6 protein-coding genes and 1 pseudogene are annotated in these 19,019 nt (G+C 60.3%); 6 read left to right on the top strand and 1 reads right to left on the bottom strand.

Annotated features, from left to right (window positions below):
• Positions 1 to 563 precede the first annotated feature (563 nt).
• The 6 genes and pseudogenes from CU081_RS09600 to CU081_RS09575 all read left to right on the top strand — a co-directional run bounded on the left by CU081_RS09600 (position 564) and on the right by CU081_RS09575 (position 17,750).
• Positions 564 to 11,987, top strand: a complete 11,424-nt coding sequence (locus CU081_RS09600) for a BapA/Bap/LapF family large adhesin (RefSeq protein ID WP_022651697.1) — start codon at positions 564 to 566, stop codon at positions 11,985 to 11,987.
• Positions 11,988 to 12,069: 82 nt separating this feature from the next.
• Complete coding sequence (locus CU081_RS09595) at positions 12,070 to 13,473, top strand: TolC family outer membrane protein (protein WP_022651698.1); 1,404 nt, start codon at positions 12,070 to 12,072, stop codon at positions 13,471 to 13,473.
• Positions 13,470 to 15,662, top strand: a complete 2,193-nt coding sequence (locus tag CU081_RS09590; RefSeq protein ID WP_022651699.1) for a type I secretion system permease/ATPase — start codon at positions 13,470 to 13,472, stop codon at positions 15,660 to 15,662. The genes CU081_RS09595 and CU081_RS09590 overlap by 4 nt, the downstream gene beginning before the upstream one ends.
• Entirely contained in the window at positions 15,643 to 16,842 is a 1,200-nt protein-coding gene (locus tag CU081_RS09585) for an HlyD family efflux transporter periplasmic adaptor subunit (protein ID WP_003862224.1), read from the top strand. Before CU081_RS09590 ends, CU081_RS09585 begins: the two co-directional genes overlap by 20 nt.
• A gap of 250 nt (positions 16,843 to 17,092) precedes the next feature.
• Positions 17,093 to 17,392: pseudogene (locus CU081_RS09580) on the top strand (type II toxin-antitoxin system RelE/ParE family toxin).
• A 10-nt stretch (positions 17,393 to 17,402) separates the two neighbouring features.
• Positions 17,403 to 17,750 (top strand): HigA family addiction module antitoxin, encoded by a 348-nt coding sequence (locus CU081_RS09575; protein WP_022651701.1) that lies wholly within the window; start codon positions 17,403 to 17,405, stop codon positions 17,748 to 17,750.
• A 75-nt stretch (positions 17,751 to 17,825) separates the two neighbouring features.
• Here the strand turns inward: CU081_RS09575 and CU081_RS09570 are convergent, their stop codons facing one another.
• Positions 17,826 to 19,007 (bottom strand): aminotransferase-like domain-containing protein, encoded by a 1,182-nt coding sequence (locus tag CU081_RS09570; RefSeq protein WP_022651702.1) that lies wholly within the window; start codon positions 19,005 to 19,007, stop codon positions 17,826 to 17,828.
• Positions 19,008 to 19,019: the final 12 nt, after the last annotated feature.

The raw sequence follows: 19,019 nt of genomic DNA, 5'->3' as shown, positions 1-19,019 counted from the left end.
TTTATAAATGAGAGAATTTAAAATATATCATACACCAGAAATTTTACCCTAACTTAAATTACTATTAAGCAGAAATTAAACATAACCAAAATTAAATATTTACCGCACATTTTAATTATTATTATCGCCCCACCAGCAGCGTTTTAAGGGTTGCACCTTTAACGCCAAAACCCTTGACCCACGTGCCCTCATAGCTAACGAAATATATTAACGCCATCAATTAATCGCCCCTGCAATAGCCGTGCTGGGTTTACGAACACTTAATTTGCATATTCAGACATTTATAGCTATATCATTTTCATAACGAAATAAATCAATACCTGCACAAATAATAAGGCTTATAAATCGCAAACATATAAATAAACAACTATTTCCTGTGTAAATAATTAGCTTTGCCCTGAGGTTGCCACTTTTAATCCTGGCGGGCATCGGTCGCGCTGAAGAAAGTAACGGTAAATCCTGTTTATTAAACAGTATTTTCGCCGGGAGCGCGTTCGTCTCTTCAGAAACGATGGCTTTGTTTTACACGCCGTAACCAATCACTCAGCTGGAGTAATAATTGTATGAGCCAAATATCTGTTATATCTAAATTAACTGGCGTGGAAACGACCACGGAAGGGACACAGATAACACTCGATCACTCCTCAATCGTTAAACTTAACGTGGATCGCGCCGACATCTCAGGTTACTCCCGCAGCGGAAACGATCTGGTGATTACCCTCAACTCGGGCGAAGTGATTACCCTCAAGAATTTCTACGTCACCGACGCGCAGGGCGTGAGCCAGCTGGTGCTTGAGGAGAGCGACGGTGCGCTGTGGTGGATTGAAGATCCAACCGGTGCCGCAACCTATGAATCCATCGCCTCCACCGATGCATTACTGGCGGCGTCAGGGAGTGATGCCGGCGGCGCCGCTGCGTGGCCCTGGGTGCTGGGTGGCCTGGCCGCCGCAGGTGGGATTGCCATTGCGGCGGGAACTGGCGGTGGAGGTGGCGGGGATGACGATAACAACAGCCCGAATCCCGGCAATCCGGGAAATCCTTCCGAGCCAGATACCACGCCTCCGGATGCCCCCACCAATCTGGAGGTCTCCCCTGACGGCAAAACCGTCACCGGTACCGCTGAGCCGGGCAGCACGATTACCCTGAAAGATGCCGATGGCAACACCATCGGAACGGGCAAGGCGGGCAGCGACGGAAAATTTACGATTGATCTCGGTACGCCACTCACCAACGGGGAACAGATCACCGCCACCGCCACCGATCCATCCGGCAATACCAGCCAGGGCGGTCAGGTCACGGCACCGGATCTCACCGCACCGGATGCCCCGGCCAATCTGGAGGTCTCCCCTGACGGCAAAACCGTCACCGGTACCGCTGAGCCGGGCAGCACCGTTACCCTGAAAGATGCCGATGGCAACACCATCGGAACGGGCAAAGCGGGTAGCGACGGGAAATTTACGATTGATCTGGGTACGCCGCTCACCAACGGGGAACAGATCACCGCTACCGCCACCGATCCGTCCGGCAATACCAGCCCGGGCGTTCAGGTCACGGCACCGGATTTAACCGCGCCGGATGCACCGGAGATTGTCACCGTCAATGATAACGTAGGCGCCGAAACAGGCCCGCTGAGCAACGGACAACGCACGGACGATGCCCGCCCGACCTTCAGCGGCATCAGTGAAGCCGGCACCGTCATTACCTTCTATGACAACGGGAAACCGATTGGTACCGCCACAGCCGATGCCACCGGGAAATGGAGCTTTACCCCGTCGACCAACCTGTCTGAAGGCAACCACGCCATTACCACCACCGCGACCGATGCCGCAGGAAATACTAGCCCGGCGTCCACGGCGGTAAGCTTCGTGGTCGATACCGTCGCGCCTGGCGCGCCAGCGATCGTCAGCATCACCGATGATGTTGCGCCTGGCACCGGCACACTCGGGAGTGGAAGCAGCACCAACGACCCACGGCCACAGCTCACCGGTACGGCGGAAGCGGGCTCGACGGTCACCATCTATGATAACGGCATTGCCATTGGCACAGCGATTGTGGGCAGCAACGGAAGCTGGAGCTTTACGCCGTCGGTGAACCTGAGCGAAGGCAGCCACCAGCTTACCGTGCGCGCCACCGACGTCGCCGGTAACACTGGCCCAGCCTCGCCGGTCTTTACCGTCACGGTAGATGTCACCGCGCCGCAAACGCCTTCCGGGTTTATCATTAACGACGACACGGGCGTACTGAAAGGAGCGATCGGTGCCGGGCAGTTTACCGATGCCTCAGAGCCACGTCTGACGGGCAGAGGCGAACCGGGCAGCACGATCACGGTTTACGATAACGGCGTTGTTATCGGCACCACCACCGTTCTGCCGAACGGCACCTGGAGCATCACGCCGACGAGTCCACTGGCAGAAGGCGCACACTCGATTACCCTGCGGGAAACCGATGCGGCAGGCAACCAGAGCGGTCTGTCTCAGCCGATCAACTTTACCGTCGATCTTACGCCGCCAGACATGCCGGTTGCGACGCTCAACTCCGCAGGCACCCAGATCACCGGTACCGCCGAGCCGGGCAGTAAAATCGTCATCACCAACAATGCCGGGCTGCAAATCGGGACCGCCACTGCCGACAGCAACGGCAACTATGTCGTCAACCTGAACCCTGCGCAGACCAACGGCGAGATTATCTCCGTGGTCGCCTCCGATGCCGCAGGCAACCAGAGCTCACCGGCGCTGGTCAACGCAGCGGATATCACCCCACCTGCCGCACCGGGCAACCTGGTGGTGGCGGAAGACGGGGCCAGCGTCAGCGGAACCGCCGAGCCAAACAGCACGATTATCATTAAAGCGCCGGACGGTACGATCATCGGCCAGGCCACCGCCGGCCCGGACGGCACCTTCACCATCCCGATTTCGCCAGCCCAGACCAACGGCGAAGCCCTTGAAGTGACGGCCACCGACGGCAGCGGTAACACCAGCCCGTCTGGCTTTGCCGACGCGCCAGACAGCACCCCACCGCTGGCACCGGAAAACGTGGTGATCTCTGCCGACGGCACCACCGTAACCGGTACAGCCGAGCCGGGCAGCACCGTCACCATCCGTGAAAATGGCGTGAAGGTCGGGGAAACAGTCGCCGACGATCAGGGGAATTTCAGCGTTGAACTGATCCCGCCGAAAGCCAACGGCGAAGCCCTGACCGCCGATGCCACCGATAACGCCGGAAACACCGGCCCAACCGCGCCGTTTGACGCGCCGGACATCACCGCGGCACAAACCCCTGTCATCACGGGCGTGGTGGATGATGCCCCAGGCGTCACCGGTCCTGTCAGCCAGAACGGTCTCACCAACGACAACACGCCAACCATCAACGGAACGGGCGAGCCTGGCACCACCATCACCCTCTACAGCGGTAATACCGTGCTTGGCACCGCGCTGGTTTCGGCGAACGGTCAGTGGTCCATCACGCTGGAAACCGCGCTACCGGACGGCGGGCACGTGCTGACGGCGACGGCGGTTGACGCCAATAATAACCTCAGCGGGACATCGAACACCTGGAGCATCACGGTGGATACCGCCGCGCCGGGCGCGCCGGCCATTACGCAGGTCATTGATGACGTACCGGGCCGCACGGGTGCGCTCGACACCAATGAAACTACCAACGACACGCTCCCGACGCTGAACGGTACCGGTGAGCCGGGCTCCACCGTGACGATCCGCCTGGACGGACAGGATATTGGTACTGCCGTTGTTAACAGCGGTGGCGCATGGACATTCACACCTGCTACCCCATTAGTGAACGGGCAGCATACGTTCACCGTCGTCGCGAGCGATGCGGCCGGTAACGCCAGCGCACCATCAGCCGGCTTTACCCTTACCGTCGATACCACCCCGCCACCAGCGGCCACCATTGACACCGTCTCCGATAACGTGGGGCCCGTGCAGCTTCCGCTTAACAGCGGGGACACCACCGACGACACGCTGCCGCAGTTGCAGGGAACCGCACCGGACGGCACCACCATCACGATCTATGACGGAACCACCCTGCTCGGCACGGCGGTGCTCGACGGCAGCGGCGGCTGGAGCTTTACGCCAACCACGCCGCTGACGGACGGCCCGCACTCGCTGACGGTCCACGCAACGGATGAGGCGGGTAACACCACCATTTCGCCGCCGTTTGAACTGGCGATCGACACGACCGCGCCTGCAACGCCGGATATTCCTGAGATCACCGTCAACCCGGACGGCGGCACGCCGGGGACGGCCCTGAATCCAGGGGAGACCACCCGGGATACCACGCCAACCCTGAGCGGCTCGGGCACGCCGGGGGATATCGTGAACATTTACGATGGCGCTACTAAAATTGGTGAAGCCGAGATCGATGGCGACGGTAACTGGAGCTGGACGCCGGATGATCCGCTCCCTGACGGCACCTACGATCTCTCCCTGACGGTCACTAACCAGGACAGCGCCGGGAACGAAAGCGCGCCGTCCACGCCGGTGACCATTACCATTGATACTGACGCGCCTGCCCAACCGGGAACCCCAACGGTGACAGACAGCGTAAGCCAGATCACCGGACCCGTGCTGGATGGCGAATCCACCAACGATCCGCGTCCGGTCCTGAGTGGCACCGGTACGCCGAATGACGTCATTACCATCTATGACCAGGTGGGTACAGGCGAGCCGCAGGCCGTGGGCAGCGTTACGGTGGACGGTAACGGTAACTGGAGCTGGCGTCCTGAGAGCAACATTGGCGAAGGGACGCACGAATACACGGCGACCGCCACCGATGAAGCCGGGAATGAATCTGTGCCATCAGCCGGTATCACGATAACGGTCGATACCCTCGCCCCGGATACTCCGGTTATCAGTGCCATTGGTGGCGTGCAGAATGGCGAGTCTACCAACGACACTACGCCAGGCATCGGCGGAACCGGCACCACCGGCGAGACGGTGATCATCTACAACAACGGCGTGGAAGTCGCGCGCGTAGAAGTCGTCAATAATGAATGGTCCTATACCCTGCCGACACAAACCGACGGCCCGCTGAATATCACCGTCGCCGCGGTGGACGATGCCGGTAACGTTAGCCCGGTAAGTCCGGTCTTTACGGTGGAGGTTGATACGCAGGCGCCAACCGTGCCGCAAATTGACGCCGTCTCTGACAGCCAGCTGACCAACAGCGTGCTTTACACCCGCGACGGTACGCCAACCCTCACCGGGATTGGCGAGCCGGGTTCGAGCGTCACCGTCTCCGTTGATGGTGTCGCCTCGCCGGTGGTCGTGGAGGTTCAGCCGAACGGGACATGGTCCTGGACCGCCGACCCTGCGCTCACCGAGGGGCCGCATACCTTCTCAGTGGTCGCGAGTGACGCGGCGGGGAATACCTCCGCCAGCTCCGGCGATCTCAGCGTGACGGTGGATACCCTGCCGCCTGCAACGCCAACGAATATGACCATTGCCGCGGAGGGCACCCCGCTGACCGGGACGGCGGATGACGGAACCACGGTGACGGTTCGTGACGCCAACGGCAATATCATCGGGACCGGGGTCGCGACGGGAGGCTCCTTCTCCATTGCCCTCTCCCCGGCCCAGTTGGATGCCGCGACGCTGACGCTGATCGCCACGGACCCCGCAGGCAATGCCAGCCCGTCAACCACCTTTGACGTGCCGGACTCCCCGCTCGATCTGCCTGCGGTGCCGGTGATTACGGCGATCAACGATGACGTCGATCCTGTCACTGGCGACGTGAAAGATAAAACCACCAATGACACCACGCCTACCCTTACCGGCACCGCCGATCCGGGCAGCGTGATCGCCATTTATCAGGATGGGGTGCTGGTTCCGCTGACCAACGTTGTTGCGGATGCAAACGGCAACTGGAGCTACACGCCGCTGTTGCCGCTGACGGAAGGGCCACACACCTTCGCCGTGACCGCCACTAACACCACCACCGGCGCGACCAGCGGACAGTCGCCTGTCGCGACCGTCACCGTCGACCTTACCGCCCCGACAGCGCCAGCCATCGGTGCGGTGACCGATGACGTAGGTCCGATCACCGGGCCAATCGCCGACGGGCAGAGTACCAACGACAACCGTCCTACCCTGACCGGGACAGGCACGGCCGGGGACACCATTACGGTGTACGATGACGGCGACCCGCTGGGCACCGTTATTGTCGGTCCGACTGGCACCTGGAGCTACACGCCGCCTGTGCTGGACGACGGCAGCCACACCCTGACCGTGACCGCCACCGATCCGGCAGGCAATGAGAGCACCCCGTCGGCCGGGATCACCATTGTGGTCGACACCGTCTCTACCACGCCGGTGATTACCAGCGTGACGGATAACGCAGGCAATGCGGCAACGCCTGTTCCAAGCGGCGATCCAACCAACGACACCACGCCAACCCTGACCGGTACCGCTGAGCCGAACAGCGTCGTCGCCATTTTTGATGGCACCACGCAGATTGGTACCGTGGCAGCAGACGGTACCGGCGTCTGGACATTTACTCCTGAAACCGCCCTCGGCGAAGGGACGCATGACTTTACCGTCAGAGCCACGGATCCGCAGGGCAACGTCAGCCAGCCGTCCAACGCCTGGAGCGTCGAAATCGATCTTACTGCGCCACAGGTGCCGACGATCGTTACGGTCAGCGACAACGCCCCGGGTGGCGTAACCGGCCCGCTTACCGCCGGGCAGGTGACAAATGACACCACGCCAACCCTGAGCGGCACCGGCCAGGCGGGCACCACTATTCACGTTCTGAATAACGGCGTGGAGATTGGTACCACTACGGTCGACGGCAACGGTAACTGGACCTTTACGCCGGATCCGGTCCTGACGGACGGGACGTATAACCTGCGCGTAAACGCCAGCGATGATGTTGGAAACGTCTCCGCCAACTCGCCAGTGTTCGCCTTTACGGTGGATACCACTGGCCCTGCGGCCCCGGTGGTCACCACGGTGATAGACGATGTCAGCCCGGGAACGGGAATCATCGCCAGCAACGGTTCCACCAACGACACCCGTCCAACCTTCAACGGTACGGGGGAAGTGGGCGCAACGGTGCACGTTATTGTCGATGATGTGGAAATCGGCACGGCGGTCGTCAACGCCCAGGGTAACTGGACCTTCACGCCGACCACCGCGCTGGGTGAAGGGCCGCATACCATTACCTTTAACGCCACCGATGCCGCAGGCAATACCGGAGTCACCTCGCCACCGTTCAACCTGACGGTGGATACGTCGGTGCCCGAAGCACCGGTCTTTACCCCTGCCACCGACAATGCCGGTCCCGTGCTGGGCCCGGTCGCCTCGGGACAAAGCACAGACGACACCACGCCAACGCTGAACGGCACCGCGGCAGCCAACGCGACCATCACCATCTATGAGAATGGTCAGCCGGTGGGCACCGCCGTGGCGGATGCCAACGGCGTATGGAGCTTCACCACCGGCACGCTGGCAAACGGCAGCCACACCTGGACCGCCACGGCAACCGATGCCGCGGGCAACGTCAGTCCTGCCTCACCAGGCTTTACGCTGGTTGTGGATACGACTGCGCCTGCCGCGCCGGTTATCACCCAGGCGATTGACGATGTTGGCACCATCACCGGGGCGATTGGCTCCGGCCAGACCACGAACGATCCTCTCCCGCGCCTGGTGGGGACCAGCGAGCCGCTGGCCACCGTGAATATCTACGAAGGCACTACGCTGGTGGGCACCGGTACTGCCGATGCTAACGGCAACTGGACCGTGGATATCACCGTGCCGCTGGGCACCGGGTCACACACCTTTACCGCAGAAGCAACGGATCAGGCGGGGAACACCGGCGCGCCGTCCGCCGACTTCAGCCTGACCATTGACACCACGCCGCCAGCGCTACCGGTGCTGACCAGCATCACCGACGACGTCGGTAATGCTGCGACGCCTGTCGCCAACGGCGGGTTAACCAACGATGCACGTCCAACGCTCACCGGTACGGCAGAAGCCGGCGCGACGGTAACCATCTACGACAATGGGGTACAGATTGGCACCGCGGTCGCCACCGGCGGCGCGTGGAGCTTTACGCCGTCCACCCCGCTGGCTGACGGGCCGCATAATCTGACCTTCTCCGCCACCGACGCCGTGGGCAACGCCAGCGCACAGACCGGGGGTTACACCATCAATGTGGATGCCACCGCCCCTGTCGCACCGGCAATCACCTCGATTGTGGATGATGTGGGAACCGTCACCGGCCCTGTCACCGGCACCAACCCAACCAACGACACCCGTCCGACCTTAAACGGTACGGCGGAAGCCAATGCCACCGTACGTATTTACGACGGCACGACGCTGGTGGGAACCGTCACTGCCGATGCCAACGGCAACTGGACGCTGCCGCAAACCAGCACCACGCTGATCGAAGGCGCGCATAGCTTCACCGCCACCGCCACCGATGCCGCGGGCAATACCAGCGCGCCATCGCCGATTATCACGATCAACGTTGACCTGACGCCGCCAGCAGCCCCAACCGGGCTGGCGGTGATCACCAACGGGACGCAGGTTACCGGTACGGCGGAAGCGGGAAGTACCGTCACCATCACCAGCAGCACCGGAACCGTGCTTGGCACAGCCGTTGCGGACGGCAGCGGAAACTTCAGCGCCACCCTCACCCCTCCACAGACCGGCGGGGAGTCACTGATTGTCTTTGCTACCGATAAGGCCGGTAACGCGGGTATCACCACCTCCGTGATTGCCCCGATCACCACGATCCCGAACGCGCCGGTTATCGCTAACATCGATGATAACGTCGGCACGGTGACGGGCAACCTGACCAACGGGAAAACCACCGATGACACCACGCCAACCCTGAGCGGCACGGCGCAGCCGAACGCGACCATCACCCTCTATAACAACGGGGTGCTGATGGGCACGGTCACCGCGAATGCCAGCGGCAACTGGAGCTTCACCACGCCGGTGCTGAGCGAAGGGCCACATGCCTTCACCGCCACGGCGAGCAACGGCTCGGGCACCAGCCCGATTTCCACGTCGACCACCGTCATTGTCGATCTCACTGCGCCAACGGCTCCAACCGGGACCTTCAACGCAGACGGCAGCGTACTGACCGGTAGCGCCGAAGCGGGCAGCACCGTCACCATCCGTCTGGCGGACAATTCAACGGTCACCGCCACGGCAGACAGCAACGGATCCTGGAGCTACACCTTCCTCAATAAACAGACGGAAGGCCAGACGCTGCAAATCACCGCCACCGATGCGGCAGGGAACGTCTCGCTGCCCGGCTCAGCCCTTGCGCCGGTGGTGCCGCTCTCTGCCAGCACCAACGTTGAAGAGCTGGCGCTGACGACCACCGCAACGGTGACCAACTCGCAGTACAGCGACTATGGTTTCCTGCTGGTGGGCGCCGTAGGTAACGTGCTGACGCTGCTCGGCAACGACACCGCGCAGGTAGGTTTCACCGTCGGCAACGGCGGCAGTGCGGATATTGCCGTGAACGCCAACGCCACGGGTGCCGTTCTTTCCCTGCTCAATACCCTTGAGCTGGTGGTACAGCGCTTTGACGCCGCCAACAATACCTGGACCACCGTGGTCGATACCGGACAGCCGCAGTTCGCTGACCTGCTGACCCTCGGCGCGACGGGGGTGTCGCTGAACCTGACCGGTCTGGCGGATGGTCAGTATCGCGTCCTGAGCTACAACACTAACCTGCTGGCAACCGGCTCTTACACCAGCCTCGATGTGGCGGTGAAAGAGACCAGCGCAGGCACCGTGTCCGGCGAAACCAACATTGTCGGTAACGTCATCACCGACGTGGATCCAACCGCAGGCAGCGACAACGCCCCGGCGGGCACCACCGTCACCGCGGTCACCAACGCCCAGGGCACCACCACCAGCGTTACGGCTGACGGCACAGTGATTCAGGGGCAGTACGGCACGCTGACCATCAACCTGGACGGCAGCTATACCTATAACCTGACCAACACCAGCGCCGCCGTCATTGGCCGCACGGAGAACTTTACCTACACCATCACCCACAACGGCACCAGCGCCTCGGCAAATCTGGTGCTGTCGCTGGGCGAAGGCACCAGCAGCAGCGGTATCGTGGCCGTGGACGATACCGCCTCGCTGACCTTCGATACCACCGTGGAGGCGATCAACAACGGCACCTCGTCGCAGGGCGGCTTTACCCTGGTGGGGATCAACCTTGGCAATACGCTGGGGCTGAACCTGCTGGACGATCTGGCCAACCCGATCATCTATAACGTGGAAGAAGGCACCACCCGCACCATGACCGTTCAGGCGTCCGTGGGCGGCGTCGCGCTGGCCTCGGTGTTCGACCTTTACATCTATAAGTTCAACAATGCGACACAGACCTTCGAGCAGATGCGCGTTGAACCCGGCTGGCTGCGCGCGCCGCTGCTGGGCGGCACCTCCCCGCAGCTGACGCTGAATCTGCCCGCCGGTGAGTACCTGTTCCTGCTCAATACGGCGGCGGGGATCACCGCGCTGACGGCCTACACGCTGAACGTCTTGCAGGATCATGTCTACAGCGTGGCAAGCGTGAGCGAGAGCACCACCGGCGATGTGCTGGCGGATGATATTGCGCCAGCGGGTACCGTAGTCTCCGACGTTAACGGCGTGGCGGTGAACAGCAGCGGTCTGACGGAGATCACCGGCGAGTACGGTACGCTGCGGATCAACGCGGCCGGAGAGTACACCTACACCCTGAACAGCGGGGTCGGCGCGGACCATATCAGCACGCCGGATACCTTCGTTTACACCATCACCGCGCCTGACGGCTCGAAAGACACGGCATCGTTGAACATCACCCCAACCGCGCGCCCAATGGATGCGGTAAACGATGTCAGCACCGCGATGGACGTCACGTCGGTTCACCATACGGCCGCCTATTCCGATACGACGGTCGGGTCGGCGAGCTGGAACGCTGCGCTGCTTGCCTCAACCCAGGGCAGCGGGAGCGGGACCTTCGTGGTGGATCCTAATACCGCGCTGCATAACGTGGTTCTGTCGTTTAACGTCGCCTCGCTGCTGACGCTTACCGGGTTAACGGTGGACTGGACGCTGTCCAACGGCGCAACCACCGTCAGAACCGGCTCGTTTAACGGTGGGTTACTGCTGGGCGGCACGGCGACCATCAACCTGACGGGTCTCGATCTGGAGGCGGGAACCTATACGCTGAGCTATACGGGCAAAATGGGGCCATTGGGGGTAGGAAATATCACCATCACCCCAAGCGTGACCGGCACCAGCTACTCGCTGTCGCAGTTCGACGCGACGGGTACCCACACCGTTGACGGCAATATCTTCGACGGCACCGACTCCGCAGGGGCGATGGACCAGCTCCACTCGGTTGATACCCGCGTGAGCATTACCGGCTACGACGGCGTTACCACTACGCTGGATCCGTACACCGGCAGCACGATGTCAAACATCACGGGCCACTACGGGACGCTGGCGATTGCCGCTGACGGCAGTTACACCTACACCCTCAACCCGGGTATCTCGCTCTCTACCATTACCAGCAAGGAGGTCTTTAACTACACCCTGACCGATGCCAACGGTGTTAAAGATACCGCGTCGCTGACCATTGACATGGCGCCGAAATTTGTCAGTTCGGAGCATAACGATGTGATTAGCGGTACGGCCTACGGCGACACGTTGATTTATCAGGTGTTGAACAACACGGCGGGTAACGCCACCGCAGGTAACAGCACGGGCGACCACTGGACGAACTTCTCCCTCACGCAGGGAGACAAGATCGACATTGGCGATCTGCTGGTGGGGTGGAACGGTAGCGCGTCGACGCTGGGGAACTATGTCTCTGTTTCACAAAGCGGTAACAATACTGTGATCTCCATCGACCGTGACGGCACGGGAGCCGCCTACACTAAATCTACACTCGTTACGCTGGACAATGTTCAGACCACCTACGACGAGCTTGTAAACCAGCAACACATCATTACCTGATAGCACCTGCAAGAAATGACCCGGGCGCGCGCAGCGCCCGGGCATAAACAAAAAAGCAGTACTTTTTTATTAGGGACAAGACATGGGAAAGAAGATGCCTTACTGGTGGCTCTCGTGCTGCCTGATATCTGTGCCCGCTATCGCGGCAAACCCTGCGGCGATGATTAATACCGGACAATTAAGCGAAACGCAGGAACTCCCCTCTTTAAATGGCCGCGTGGCGCCCGTAGCCAGCAAAGCCGCCCCCGGCACGCTACAGCTGAATGAAGCGGTTAACCGCGCCGTGACCTGGCATCCGGCCATCAGTGAAGCCGTCGGCAAACTTTATCAGCAGAGCGAAAATGTGGACGTCGCTAAATCGAAATATTATCCGCAAATTAACGCTGGCATGGATAACGGCTATAGCCACGACGGTGACGATAATGGCTTTACCCCCTCGCTGGTGCTTTCTCTTTCGCAAATGCTGTACGACTTCGGCAAAGTCGCAAGCCAGGTGCGCGCGGAAAACGCGGGCGTCGCCCAGCAGCAGGCCAACGTGCTGGTGAGCATCGACACCATCGCCCACGATACCGCCATCGCCATGGTGCAGGTGCAGACCTGGCAGCAGATGGTCGAGACCGCCAAAGAACAGCTGGATGCCCTGTCCTCCATCGGCACCCTGACGAAACAACGTAATGATGAAGGCGCAACGTCACTCTCTGACGTGGTGCAGACCGATGCCCGTATCGAAGGGGCGCGTGCGCAGCTGATGCAGTATCAGGCGAGCCTCGACAGCTCGCGCGCCACGCTGATGAGCTTGCTGGGCTGGGACAGCCTGAACGCGGTCAGCAATGACTTTCCGCAAAGCCTGGCCCGCAGCTGCGACATCACCGAGCCGGACGATCGTCTGGTGCCCTCGGTATTAGCGGCCTGGGCGCAGGCCAACGTCGCGCAGGCAAATCTCGATTATGCCAACGCGCAAATGACCCCTACCGTTTCTCTGGAGCCGGAAGTTCGTCACTACCTGAACGACCGCTACGCGGGCAACGAAACGCGGGACCGCACCCAGTACTCCGCGTGGGTTAAAGTGCAAATGCCGCTCTATCAGGGTGGCGGCCTCACCGCCCGGCGTAACGCCGCCGGACACGCGGTGGAATCCGCCCAGTCCACCATCCAGCGCACCCGTCTTGAGGTGCGGCAAAAACTGCTGGAAGCGCGCAGCCAGGTGATGAGCCTGATGAGCACGCTTCAGATCCAGGGCCGTCAGGAAGCGCTCAGCGCCCGCACCCGCGAGCTGTATCAGCAGCAGTATCTCGATCTTGGATCCCGCCCGCTGCTCGACGTGCTCAACGCCGAGCAGGAGGTGTATCAGGCGCGCTTTACCCAACAGCAAACCGCCGGACAGCTGCATCAGCTTCAGCTCAACTGTCTGTACAACACCGGGCGCCTGCGTCACGCGTTCGATCTTGAAAACCGCACCATCCAGACCGTGGAGATCCAGCCATGAAGCAACGCGATATCCCGCAGGGTGAAAACATGACGGATCAGGCGCTAGAGCAGTGGGCGCAGGCGTTTGGCTACGTGGCGACGCGCTATCGCGTTGCCTGCTCGCCAGGCTCGCTCGTCGCAGGCGCGCCGTGGCTGAAAGGCAAACCGATGGTGCCCGCGCTGACGCAGCTCGCCCGTGAAGCCGGGCTGACATTCCAGTTGCTGACGGCCGATCAGCACGCTATCAATAGCTGGCGTCTGCCGGTGGTGGTGGAGCTGAACGACGGTAAAATCGGCGTCATCGACAATTTCGACGGCGAGGATACGCTTGAGGTCAGCTTTTTCGACGACAGCACGCACACCAACCGCCTGTCGATGAGCGCGATGCTGCCTGCCATCCGCCACGTCATCGCCCTGCGTCCGCTGGCGGCGCTGAAGGACAGCCGCGTGGATGCCTATATATCAAAATACCGCCCGGACTGGCTCTACCGGCTGGTGATGCGCGACCTTCGCCCTTACAGCTGGGTGATGCTGGCTGCACTGTTCATTAACGTGCTCTCCCTCTCGGGCATCGTCTTTTCCATGCAGGTGTATGACCGGGTGATCCCCGCCCAGTCCTATCCGACGCTCTATGTGCTGACTATCGGGGTGCTGATCGCCACGCTGTTTGGCTTTGTGCTGCGCGTGGCGCGCGGACACATTATGGATCTGCTGGGCAAACGCTCGGATCTGCGCGTCTCGGATCGGGTGTTCGGCCACGCGCTGCGGCTGCGCCACAGCGCCATTCCGCGATCCACCGGCAGCTTTATCTCCCAGCTGCGCGAGCTGGAGCAGATCCGCGAGATGGTCACCTCCTCCACCATCTCCACCATCGTCGATCTGCCGTTTTTTATCCTGTTTGTGATTGTGCTGGCGATCATCGCCCCGCAGCTGGCGTGGATCGCTCCGGTGGCGGCGGTGATCATGGTCCTGCCTGGCCTGCTGCTGCAAAAGAAGCTGGCGGAGCTGGCGAAGCAGTCGGCGCACGAATCAACCCTGCGCAACGCGGTGCTGGTGGAAAGCGTGCAGGGGCTGGAGGACATCAAGCTGATGCAGGCAGAGAACCGCTTTTTGCAGCAGTGGAACAGCTATATCCAGATCACCGCCGAATCCGGCCTGCGCACCCGCGAACTGACGCAGAACCTGATCAGCTGGGGGATGACCATTCAGAGCCTGGTCTATGCCGGGGTGATCGTGGTGGGCGCGCCGATGGTGATCGACGGCACCTTAACCACCGGTTCGGTGGTGGCCGCCTCGATGCTCGCCTCACGGATGATCGCCCCGATGGCGACGCTATGCGGCGTGCTGGCCCGCTGGCAGCAGGTGAAGGCGGCCAAAGAGGGGCTGGACAGCATTATGCAGCTGCCGACCGAGAACCAGCGCGAAGAGACGCCGATCCGCCAGGACGTGTTGCGCGGCCACTATCTTTTCGAGCAGGCGCAGTTCCGCTATCACCCGGAAGATCCCCGCATGGCGCTGCGCATTAACCGCCTGGAGATCAAAGCGGGCGAAAAAGTGGCGATCCTCGGGCGCAACGGCGCGGGCAAATCAACCCTGTTGCAGGCGATGGCGGGCGGGATGGATCTGGCGGGTGGTGAACTGCGGCTCGACAACCTCAGCCTGCCGCATCTGGACGTGGCTGACGTGCGGAGAAACGTCGGCTTTATGACCCAAAACGCCCGGCTGTTTTATGGCACCCTGCGCGAGAACATCACGCTCGGCATGCCGCGCGCCACCGATAAAGAGATCTTCGAGGTGCTGGAGATGTGCGGCGCGGCCAGCTTTGTGCAGAAGCTGCCAAAGGGGCTGGATTACCCGATTATGGAGAACGGCGTCGGGCTGTCCGGCGGGCAGCGGCAGTCTATTCTGCTGGCGCGGATGCTGCTACGCGACCCGAATATCGTGCTGATGGATGAACCGACCGCCTCCCTTGATGAACATACCGAGCGGGAATTTATTCAACGTCTCGGGGCGTGGCTCGGCAACCGCACGCTGGTTGTCGCGACCCACCGCGTGCCGGTGCTGGAGCTGGTGGAGCGCGTAGTGGTACTCAAAGATGGCATGCTGGTGATGGACGCGCCAAAAGCCCAGGCGCTGAACAACAGCCGTATGCAGCAACAGCAGCAGGCAACCGGACGGGAGTGGAAAAATGAAAATCAGTCAGCGTGACGTTGCCGCAGTAGAAGATCTGGATAACGCGCTCGACTCCGAAAGCGGTTATACCGGCGCCCGGCGCATTGTTTTCTTCTCCCTGGTGATGTTTGTGGTGCTCGGCGTCTGGGCGTGGTTCGGCGTGCTGGACGAAGTCTCAACCGGCACCGGAAAAGTGATCCCCAGCTCACGCGAGCAGGTGTTGCAGTCGCTGGATGGGGGGATCCTCACCGAGCTGAACGTGCACGAAGGGGATCAGGTGCAGGCCGGACAGGTGCTGGCGCGGCTGGATCCTACCCGCTCGGAATCTAACGTCGGCGAAAGCGCGGCGCGTTACCGCGCGTCGCTGGCCTCCAGCGCGCGTCTGTATGCCGAGGTGAACGATCTGCCGCTCAAATTCCCGCCGTCCCTGGCGAAATGGACCGACCTGACCGCCGCCGAAACGCGGCTCTACAACTCGCGCCGCGCCCAGCTGGAGGATACCCAGCGGGAGTTGCGCGCCGCGTTAGATCTCGCGAACAAAGAACTGGCGATCACCCAGCGGCTGGTGAAAACCGGGGCCGCCAGCCACGTGGAAGTGCTGCGTCTGCAACGGCAGAAAAGCGACCTGGAGCTGAAGCTCACCGACGTCCGTTCCCAGTATTACGTGCAGGCCCGTGAAGCGCTGTCGAAGGCCAACGCCGAGGTGGATATGGTGTCAGCGATCCTGAAAGGCCGCGAGGATTCCGTTACCCGTCTGACGGTGAAGTCTCCGGTGCGCGGGATCGTGAAAAACATCAAGGTCACCACCATCGGCGGTGTGATCCCGCCCAACGGCGAGCTGATGGAAATTGTGCCGGTGGACGATCACCTGCTGATTGAAACCCGCCTCTCGCCGCGGGATATCGCCTTTATCCATCCTAATCAGGAGGCGCTGGTGAAAATCACCGCCTACGATTACGCGATTTACGGCGGGCTGCACGGGGTGGTGGAGACTATTTCGCCAGACACCATTCAGGACGAAGCGAAGCCGGAGGTGTTCTATTACCGGGTATTTATCCGTACCAGCCAGGATTATCTGGTGAATAAGGCGGGCAGGCACTTCTCGATCGTGCCGGGGATGATAGCGACGGTGGATATTAAGACCGGAGAGAAAACGGTGCTGGATTATATGATCAAACCGTTTAACCGGGCGAAGGAGGCGCTGAGGGAGCGGTAGTCAAAAGCCGGGTGGCGGCTGCGCCTTACCCGGCCTACATTCTCGCAGGCCCGCGCAAGCGCAGCGCCGCCGGGCATTAATCCGCACGCAAGACGTGGAATCCGCCTCGAAGAATTAACCTTTAGTCATGCATCACACTTCCCTTCAGCCATGACAGGGGTAATATTACTCGCAGACAAAACGCACTTGCGCACAGTGCAGGAGTGCATTACTATCCACTCAGCTTCAAGGACTGGAGCTTACCAGCATTATGATTAATCATTTTCGGGATCAATGGCTTGAGGATTTTTTTCTCTAGGGGAGATCGAGCAATGTTATTCCTTTGAATCTGGAAACAGCGCTTGCAAGAAAGCTCGACATCATCAATGCGGCTATGTCGCACCTGGATTTACGATCGCCACCGGGCAATATGTATGAAGCATTGAGTCCTCCGTTGAAGGGATACTCCTCTATCCGGGTAAACAGACAATACAGGCTTGTATTTCGCTGGTCAGAGGGAAAAGCAGACGATCTCTATCTCTCTCCACACAAGTACACGCAACACAAGTGAGGCATCACCTATGACACTTCAACAGGCACTCCGCAAACCCACCACGCCGGGCGAGGTGTTGCAGTATGAGTATCTTGAACCGCTCAATCTGAAAATCAACGATCTGGCAGAGATGCTAAATGTACACCGCAATACCGTAAGCGCGTTGGTCAATAACAATCGCAAACTTACTGCCGATATGGCGATCAAACTGGCAAAAGCCTTTAATACCACTATTGAATTTTGGCTGAACTTACAGCTAAACGTTGATATCTGGGAAGCGCAATCTAACTCCCGCACGCAGGAGGAGTTAAGCCGGATAAAAACCGTTGCGGAAGTCATGGCGAAGCGAAAATCCGGCAAGCCGGACGTTGCCTGATCCGCTCGCGCCACGCAATACGCTTACCCGACACGGGAACGGCGCATAACGGCATCTGCCATTATGCGCATCCGGTTACAGGGAAATTCTCAGGCGTCGAACCGCTTCTTTAAGCTGCTCATCCGTTGGGGTAACGAAAGACATGCGCAGCGTGGTGTGGTCCGGCTCGTTGCAGTAGAAGAACTCACCCGGCACAAACACGACGCCGTTGCTCAACGTTTTTTCCAGCCATTTCGTCGTATTGATGCCGTTATTCATTTTCGCCCACAGGAACATGCCGCCCTTTGGCTTGTGGAACGACATCACATCGCCCAGCTCCGCTTCCAGTCCACTGGCAAAGGTCTGGTATTTCTGGCGGTAGGCTTCGCGGATCATTTTAATCTGATTCGCCAGACGACCGGTTTTCAGATATTCGTACGTCATCAGCTGCGACAGCGTGCTGGTGTGCAGATCGGTGGTTTGCTTGAGGTTCACTACCGCGCGCTTTAGCCACTCCGGCACCAGCACCCAGCCCACGCGGGTGCCCGGCGCGAGGATTTTAGAGAAGGTGGAGGTGTACACCACGTTATCCTCATTGCCGATATCTTTGGCATGAGCAATCAGCGGGCGGAACGCTTCGTCGGTGTAGTTGATCTCGCTGTACGGGTCGTCTTCGATAATCACGAAGTCATAGCGCTTCGATAATTCCACCAGCTGTTTACGACGCGCTTCGGAGAGCGTCACGCCGCCCGGGTTACCAAAGGTTGGCACGATATAAACCGCTTTGATGGTTTTAGTTGCCACCAGCGCTTCTAGTTCATCCACTTTCATGCCGTCGCCGTCGGTACCGACGGATTCAAATTTCGCCTGCGCCAGGCCAAAGACCTGCAACGCGGCGAGGTAGGTAGGCCGCTCCACGACGACCGTATCGCCCGGGTTGATTAACGCCCGCGCCAGCACGTCAAGCGACTGTTGCGAGCCGGAAGTAATGACCACATCATCGGCTTTACAGGCGATGCCGCGACCTTCAGAGATGCGTTGGATCTCTTCGCGCAGCCCCGGGACGCCTTCCGTCAGACCGTACTGGAATGCTTCGCCAAAATGCTGAGACAGCACGGCATCAGCGGCGATTTTTAAACCTTCATGATCGAACAGGTCCGGATTTGGAATACCGCCACCCAGCGAAATCACGCCTGCCATTTTGCTATGTTTTAATAATTCACGGATGGCAGAGGATTGCAGGCCCTGCGCGCTGCTGGCGAGTTTGTTTGCAGACATTCTTTACTTACC

Source organism: Enterobacter sp. CRENT-193 (assembly GCF_002787395.1).
In the GTDB taxonomy this organism is placed as follows: Bacteria; Pseudomonadota; Gammaproteobacteria; order Enterobacterales; family Enterobacteriaceae; genus Enterobacter; species Enterobacter hormaechei_C.
Note: the sequence above shows the minus strand (reverse complement) of the source record. Positions and strands in the feature narration are given on the sequence as shown.